Source organism: Bacillus cereus group sp. BfR-BA-01441, from assembly GCF_022663075.1.
In the GTDB taxonomy this organism is placed as follows: Bacteria; Bacillota; Bacilli; order Bacillales; family Bacillaceae_G; genus Bacillus_A; species Bacillus_A cereus.
This window is the reverse complement of record NZ_JAKUEU010000269.1, coordinates 1-424: the sequence shown is the minus strand read 5'-3', so window position 1 is coordinate 424 and position 424 is coordinate 1. Positions and strand designations below refer to the sequence as shown.

Genomic DNA, 424 nt, shown 5'->3' with positions numbered 1-424 from the left:
GCTGGCTCCAAAAAGGTTACCCCACCGACTTCGGGTGTTACAAACTCTCGTGGTGTGACGGGCGGTGTGTACAAGGCCCGGGAACGTATTCACCGCGGCATGCTGATCCGCGATTACTAGCGATTCCAGCTTCATGTAGGCGAGTTGCAGCCTACAATCCGAACTGAGAACGGTTTTATGAGATTAGCTCCACCTCGCGGTCTTGCAGCTCTTTGTACCGTCCATTGTAGCACGTGTGTAGCCCAGGTCATAAGGGGCATGATGATTTGACGTCATCCCCACCTTCCTCCGGTTTGTCACCGGCAGTCACCTTAGAGTGCCCAACTTAATGATGGCAACTAAGATCAAGGGTTGCGCTCGTTGCGGGACTTAACCCAACATCTCACGACACGAGCTGACGACAACCATGCACCACCTGTCACTC

At 53.8% G+C, this 424-nt stretch carries 1 rRNA gene; it reads right to left on the bottom strand.

Annotated elements, in window-relative coordinates:
* Positions 1–424 (bottom strand): 16S ribosomal RNA (locus MR107_RS30435); the annotation flags it as partial.